Origin of the sequence: Catenibacterium sp. (genome assembly GCF_052354645.1) — a bacterium.
Taxonomy (GTDB): Bacteria; Bacillota_I; Bacilli_A; order Erysipelotrichales; family Coprobacillaceae; genus Catenibacterium; species Catenibacterium mitsuoka_A.
Map to the genome: position 1 here is coordinate 1 of NZ_DAWDDM010000093.1, position 7,130 is coordinate 7,130.

Sequence of the window (7,130 nt, forward strand, 5' to 3'; positions counted from 1 at the left end):
CAATATATGGGTATTGAAACATTAGTTGTAGATGGTGTACATAAGGATTATTTACATATTGCCTATAAAGGAAATGATATCCTTTATGTACCGGTAGAACAGTTCCAGTTAATTAGAAAATATTCATCAAGAGATGGTAAACCACCTCATATTCATGCTTTAGGTTCACCTAAATGGGCTAAAGAAAAAGCAAGAGTCAGACAGAAGGTAGATGGTTTAGCTGATGATCTCATTAACTTATATGCAGAAAGAATGAGACAGCCAGGTTTTGCGTTTGAGCCTGATGGAGATCTTCAATTAGAGTTTGAAAGTGAATTTGGTTATGAACTCACTCCTGACCAGGCACAGGCTGTAGAAGAAATTAAAAAGGATATGGAAACACCACGTCCTATGGATAGATTATTATGTGGTGATGTAGGCTTTGGTAAAACAGAAGTGGCTTTAAGAGCCTGCTTTAAAGCGGTTGTATCTAAGAAACAATGTGCTTTCCTATGTCCTACTACAATTCTTTCAGCACAACATTATCGTACAATGCAGAAGCGTTTTGAGAAGTTCCCTGTGAATATTGCGTTACTCAATCGTTTTACGACTACTAAAGAAAAGAAACAAATATTAGCTGATTTAAAGGAAGGTAATATTGATTTATTAGTAGGTACACATCGAATTTTATCCAAGGATGTAGAATTCAAGGATTTAGGATTGCTTTGTATCGATGAAGAACAACGTTTTGGTGTAAGACAGAAAGAGAAGATCAAGAATCTAAGAAAAACAATAGATGTACTCACTTTAACTGCCACACCTATTCCTCGTACATTACAGATGTCCATCATGGGTATTAGAGGACTCTCACAAATAGAAACACCACCATTAAATAGACTCCCTGTACAGACATATGTCTCAGAAAAGAGCTGGGCTCTTATTAAACAGGTTATTGAAAGAGAATTATCACGTAATGGACAGGTTTTCTATTTACATAATAGAACAGAAAACATCTATGAAATAGCCTCTACATTGCAGACACTCTTACCTAATGCCCGCATTGGTGTAGGACATGGTCAGATGGATAAGAATGATCTAGAAGATGTCATGACTGACTTTGTAGAAAAGAAATACGATATTCTTGTATGTACAACTATTATTGAGACAGGTATTGATATACCTAATGCGAATACAATTATTATTGAGAATGCGGATAAGTTTGGTTTAGCACAGCTTTATCAGATCAAAGGTCGTGTAGGAAGAAGTGAACGTATCGCATATGCTTATCTTCTTTATACAAAAGATCGTGCGATGACAGAAGAAGCCCAAAAGAGATTAACAGCTATTAAGGAATTTACACAATTAGGTTCTGGTTATAAGATTGCGATGAGAGATTTATCTATTCGTGGCAGCGGTGATATTCTTGGTGGCGAACAGGCAGGATTTATTGATCAGGTTGGTTTTGATATGTATATGAAGATCTTACAGGATGCGATTGAAGAAAAACAGGGTAAGATTAAAGAAGATGAGACTGTACCATCACGTAATGTACCAGTAGATGGTTATATTCCTGAAGATTATGTAGAAAGTGATATGGAAAAGCTAGAACTTTATCAGCGTGTCTATAAAGCCAATGATTTAGAAACATTGAAACGTGTAGAACATGAATTGACAGATCTTTATGGTGTACTCCCATCACAGGTACGTAATATTGTAGTCAAGAGAAGATTTGATATCCTTTCACATGATCCACTTATTGATGATGTGAAAGATAGCAGCCAGGGACTAGAAATACGTTTCTCTAAAGTCTTCTTAGAAGATTTAGATGGACAGAAGTTCTTTGCGTATGTCAATCATATGTTTAAGAAGCCACAAATGAAATATACTGATGGAATGTTGACTATTGTGAGTGGTATGGAACCTTATTATGTTTCAGCATCTACTGAGTTCTTAGATTCAGTTTTAAAACAATATTATAAAACACATACTAGTGCTTAATAAAAAAATAATGTAGAATATGAAAAAAAGGGGGGATAACATCAATGAAAATTATTGATTTATTAAATGAAGATAAAGTTACTTTATCTTTTGAAGTATTTCCACCTAAGACAAGCAGTAAATATGAAAATGTCTTAAAGGCTGCAGAAAAGATTGCATCTTTAAATCCAAGTTTCATGTCTGTGACTTATGGTGCAGGTGGAGGAACAAGTGCACATACTGTTGCACTTGCGAAAGATATTCATGAGAAATATGATGTTGAAGTCATGGCTCATTTGACATGTGTTTCTTCCACAAGAGAACATGTAGAGTCCATGGTTGAACAGTTTAAAGAAAATGGTATTGAGAACATCATGGCATTAAGAGGAGATATTCCTAAGGATGGTCAAGTGGGAGAAGACTACCAGTATGCCTGTCAGTTAATTAAGGAACTTAAAGAGAAGGGTGATTTCTGTATTGGGGCAGCATGTTATCCAGAAGGACATGTAGAATCACCTAGCATTAAGGAAGATATCCAGCATCTAAAAGAAAAAGTAGAAGCAGGTGCAGATTTCTTAACAACTCAGATGTTCTTTGACAACAATGTTTTCTATAACTTCTTATATAAGATCAAGGAAGCTGGTATTAATGTACCTGTAGTCGCTGGTATTATGCCTATTACTAATGCGAAACAGGTCAGTCGTGCTGTACAGATGTCAGGTACATCTATTATTCCTTATCATTTTAAGATGATGGTGGATGCATTTGGTGATAATCCTGAAATCATGAAGCAGGCTGGTATTATTTATGCATCTGAACAGATTATTGATTTAATTGCGAATGGTGTAAAACATATCCATGTTTATACAATGAATAAACCAGACATCGCCGAAGGCATCATGAACAATATTTCGGAGATTCTTAAATGATAGAAATTAATCGTAAAGAAGCTTTACGATACTTAGGATACCGTCAATCTATTGAAGGTGATCTTACTGAAATCAATAGTGCATTAGATCACTGTATCAAAGTATTACAGAAAACAGCCGTACCACGTCATATTGTGAAAAGATTACCTCTCACAATAGAGAATCATACAATCACAATTGGTGATATGGTGATACATAGTAAAAACTTAGAGAATAACTTAAAAGGCTGTCATGCAGTTTATCTCTTTGCGGCTACTATAGGTATAGAAGTCGATCGTTTAATTAAACGTACAGAACTTACTAAGATGAGTGATGCAGTGATCTATCAGGCAGCAGGAGCTGCTATGATAGAAGCTTATTGTGATGAAGTGAATGAAGAACTTAATCAGGAGGCATATAAGAATAATGAATTCTTAAAGCCACGCTTTTCGCCTGGTTATGGAGATCTTGCATTAGATCATCAGAAAGATTTTATGCGTATATTACAGATGGATAAGATTGGTATCAGTTTATTAGAAAGTCTCTTAATGGTCCCATCCAAATCAGTGACGGCGATCATTGGTATTACACATCATGCACAGCCTCGTCATACGAAGGATTGTGCCAATTGTCCTGCACAATGTGAATTCAGGAGGATAGATTAATGGGATTTAAAGAAAGACTGACAAAAGAATGGTTATTCTGGGATGGTGGTACTGGTTCAGTACTTCAAAGCTGGGGTTTACAGGCTGGTGAATTACCTGAAACATGGAATATCATTCATCCAGAAAAGATTATAGAATTAAATAAAGGTTATCTAGAAGCTGGATGTGATATCATCAACACCAATACATTTGGTGCCAATAGATTAAAATATCCAGAAAATCTAGAAGAAATAGTCACCAAAGCAGTAGAACATGCGAAAAAGGCAAGAGAACTTACAGGACGCACTGATGCCCTGATTGCGCTTGATTTAGGTCCTACAGGTAAGCTCTTAGAACCACTAGGAGATTTATCATTTGATGATGCTGTAGATATTTATGCTGAAGTCATTGAGTATGGAACTAAAGCGGGTGCTGATGTCATCCTTATTGAAACAATGCAGGATAGCTATGAATTAAAAGCTGCAGTACTAGCTGCTAAGGAGCATTCACATTTACCAGTATGTGCAACTGTTGTATTTGATGAAAAAGGTAAGATGTTGACAGGTGGTACACCTGAATCAGTAGTTGCCTTACTTGAAGGGTTACATATTGATGCATTGGGTATTAATTGTTCATTAGGTCCAACACAAATTAAACCTTTTGTAGAAAGAATGATTAAAGTTTCTTCTACACCTATTATTGTGACACCTAATGCTGGTTTACCTCAGACTGATGATGAAGGTCATACATATTATGATATGAATGCAGATGAATTTGCATCAGAGATGAAAGAGATTGCCTCATTGAATGTGCATGTACTTGGAGGATGTTGTGGGACTACACCAGAATATCTCTCAAAAACAATTACATTAGTGAAAGACCTGCCTATTGAACCACCTGTAAAGAAGAATATCTCTGTTGTGACTTCTTTCTCACAGGCTGTAGAAATAGGTCCTAAACCAGTTATTATTGGGGAGCGTATTAACCCAACTGGTAAGAAGAAATTCAAGCAGGCCTTACGTGATGGAGATATTAACTATATCTTATCTGAAGGTTTAAAACAGGAAGATGCAGGGGCACATATTCTAGATGTCAATGTAGGCCTACCAGAAATTGATGAACCTAAGATGATGGTAGAAGTCATGAAGAAGTTGCAGTCTGTCATTGCATTGCCATTACAGATTGATACATCAGATCCAATCGCCTTAGAAGCAGCCTTAAGACACTATAACGGTAAGGCTATGATTAACTCAGTTAATGGTAAACAGGAATCCATGGATGCTGTTTTCCCATTAGTAAAGAAATATGGTGGTGTGGTTGTAGGACTTGCCTTAGATGAAGAAGGTATTCCAGATAATGCGGCAGATCGTATTCGTATTGCGAAGAAGATCTATAAAGAAGCAAGTAAATACGGTATTGAACCTAAGGACATCGTAATCGATGGACTCGCTATGACTATTTCATCAGATCCTACTTCTGCCATTGCGACATTAGAAACATTACGTATTATTAGAGATGAATTACATGGACATTCTATTCTAGGTGTTTCTAATATCTCTTTTGGTCTTCCACAAAGACCAATCATTAATGCGAACTTCTTTACTATGGCAATGCAGTCAGGACTCAGCTGTGCAATCATCAATCCTTCATCAGAAGCAATGATGAAATCATATCGTGCCTATCTCGCCTTAAGTGGACTCGATACGAACTTTACAGAATATATTAGCGCCTATGGTAATAGTGCACCAGTTCCTGTAAAGAGTGAAGCGGTTGATATGTCTTTATATGAAAGTATCAAGCGTGGTATGAGTGAAAATGCAGGTAAAGCCACTCAAAAACAGCTTGAAACTAAAGAAGGACTAGAAATTATTAATGAAGAATTAATTCCTGCCCTTGATGAAGTAGGGAAAGGCTTTGAAAAAGGCACTATCTTCCTACCTCAGTTATTAATGAGTGCTGAAGCAGCGAAGGCTGCATTTGCGGTCATTAAAGACTCTATGGCAGGTAAACCAAGAGAAATGAAAGGAAAAATCATCATTGCGACAGTTAAGGGTGATATTCATGATATTGGAAAGAATATCGTGAAGGTTATGTTAGAAAACTATGGCTATGATGTCATTGATCTTGGTAAAGATGTACCACCTGAACAAATTGTGGATACTGCAATAAAAGAAGATGTAAAATTAGTAGGACTCAGTGCTTTAATGACAACAACAGTAGTGAGTATGGAAGATACTATTAAATTGTTGAAGGAAAAGAAGCCTGATACATTTACAGTTGTAGGTGGAGCCGTTATGACTCAGGAATATGCAGATCGTATCGGTGCAGATTGTTATGCGAAAGACGCAATGGAAACAGTGCGTTTTGCGGATAAAGTATTTGGAGGAGAACAAGAATGAAAAGAATATTTACAGTATTAACTTCTATCGCATTAACTTTTGCGTTATCATTCTCAGCAGCTTTTGCGAATGATGATGCATTTCTTAAATCACAAAATTATTTAAAGACTATCGCATTAGATAGTCCTGATGCAGTTATTGCGTATGAAGCTACAGGTATGGAAGCTGATTATAAGGCTGATGCTTTATTGAATAACTTCAAGGAAACAGATTATGTTACTGCTTCTTATGGTGATTTAGCTAAGTCTATTATCGCAATTTCTTTATTAGGTGAAAATCCAAAAGATTTCAATAAGACTAACTTAGTAGAAATCTTAGAAAATAGAGTACAGGAAGATGGTACTCTTACAAATGATGTAAATGGTGGATGTGGGGCTACTATTTGGACATTAATGGCTTTAGAAACAGTAAACTCACCTAAGGTAAAAGTTGTTGCAGATAAGTTATCTACTATGGCTATGGACAATGGTGCTTACTGGTATGAATATAAGGGACCAAATGCAGATCTAGATACAACTGGATGGGCTATGGAAGCATTAAGTGTTGCAGGACGTTCTACTTATGATGCAGCTATCTCAAAAGCATATACTTTTGTACAGTCTAAGTTAAATAGTGCAGATGGTTCTTATGATATTGGCTGGGGTGGAAATGCGGATACTCAGTCTTGCGTATTAGAAGGGTTATCTACTGCAGGTTATACATTAGATACAAATGCATATAACTATTTACTTTCTTATCAGAATGAAGATGGTACATTCAATGCATTAAATTATAGTACAAGTCAGTTAGAACCTAACGCTTATGCATCAGTAGAAGGTGCAAGAGCACTTGGTGTAATCAATAACGGAAGCTTTGTATTAAGAGCTAGAAATACTACACCAGTAGTGACTGAACCTGAAACACCTACAACACCTACAGAACCTACAAAACCTAGTACAACTACACCAGCTGTAAAGCCAGAAACAACTACTACTGAACCAAAGAAGGAAACAGTAAAAGTAGTTAATACAGGTGATAACACAAATGTGATGGCATATGTAGTTGCAGCTATCGCAGCTGTGGGTGTAATCGTATTAGTAAACAAAAGTAAAAAGAAATAATGAAGAAATTCACAACTAAGCAATTAGCGATTGCCTTTGTCGCAATCGCTTTTATCTTTATATTTGGCTTTACAGCTTATCGTGGTATAACTTGACAATTCCAGTCTCAGCCTACTATTAGTA

General features: G+C 36.2%; 5 protein-coding genes. All 5 read left to right on the plus strand.

From position 1 onward, the window contains the following. Positions 1–1,977: transcription-repair coupling factor (gene mfd / locus ACT8VG_RS05555; protein WP_444195365.1), on the plus strand; the 1,977-nt coding region annotated here is incomplete at its 5' end. A 44-nt stretch (positions 1,978–2,021) separates the two neighbouring features. Continuing rightward, positions 2,022–2,885: a methylenetetrahydrofolate reductase [NAD(P)H] gene (metF, locus tag ACT8VG_RS05560; RefSeq protein WP_117459475.1), complete on the plus strand. Its 864-nt coding sequence runs from the start codon at positions 2,022–2,024 to the stop codon at positions 2,883–2,885. Then, a complete protein-coding gene (locus tag ACT8VG_RS05565; RefSeq protein ID WP_440247636.1) occupies positions 2,882–3,529 on the plus strand; it encodes a vitamin B12 dependent-methionine synthase activation domain-containing protein in 648 nt (215 codons plus the stop codon). The genes metF and ACT8VG_RS05565 overlap by 4 nt, the downstream gene beginning before the upstream one ends. Continuing rightward, complete coding sequence (locus ACT8VG_RS05570; RefSeq protein WP_444195366.1) at positions 3,529–5,907, plus strand: homocysteine S-methyltransferase family protein; 2,379 nt, start codon at positions 3,529–3,531, stop codon at positions 5,905–5,907. Before ACT8VG_RS05565 ends, ACT8VG_RS05570 begins: the two co-directional genes overlap by 1 nt. Beyond that, positions 5,904–7,007, plus strand: coding sequence for a prenyltransferase/squalene oxidase repeat-containing protein (locus ACT8VG_RS05575; protein ID WP_444195367.1), 1,104 nt, complete (start codon positions 5,904–5,906; stop codon positions 7,005–7,007). Before ACT8VG_RS05570 ends, ACT8VG_RS05575 begins: the two co-directional genes overlap by 4 nt. Positions 7,008–7,130 lie beyond the last annotated feature (123 nt).

Bases quoted from the DNA above. Each gene is read 5' to 3' on its own strand.
- metF (WP_117459475.1), top strand. From the start codon at position 2,022: ATGAAAATTATTGATTTATTAAATGAAGATAAAGTTACTTTATCTTTT.
- ACT8VG_RS05565 (WP_440247636.1), top strand. From the start codon at position 2,882: ATGATAGAAATTAATCGTAAAGAAGCTTTACGATACTTAGGATACCGT.
- ACT8VG_RS05570 (WP_444195366.1), top strand. From the start codon at position 3,529: ATGGGATTTAAAGAAAGACTGACAAAAGAATGGTTATTCTGGGATGGT.
- ACT8VG_RS05575 (WP_444195367.1), top strand. From the start codon at position 5,904: ATGAAAAGAATATTTACAGTATTAACTTCTATCGCATTAACTTTTGCG.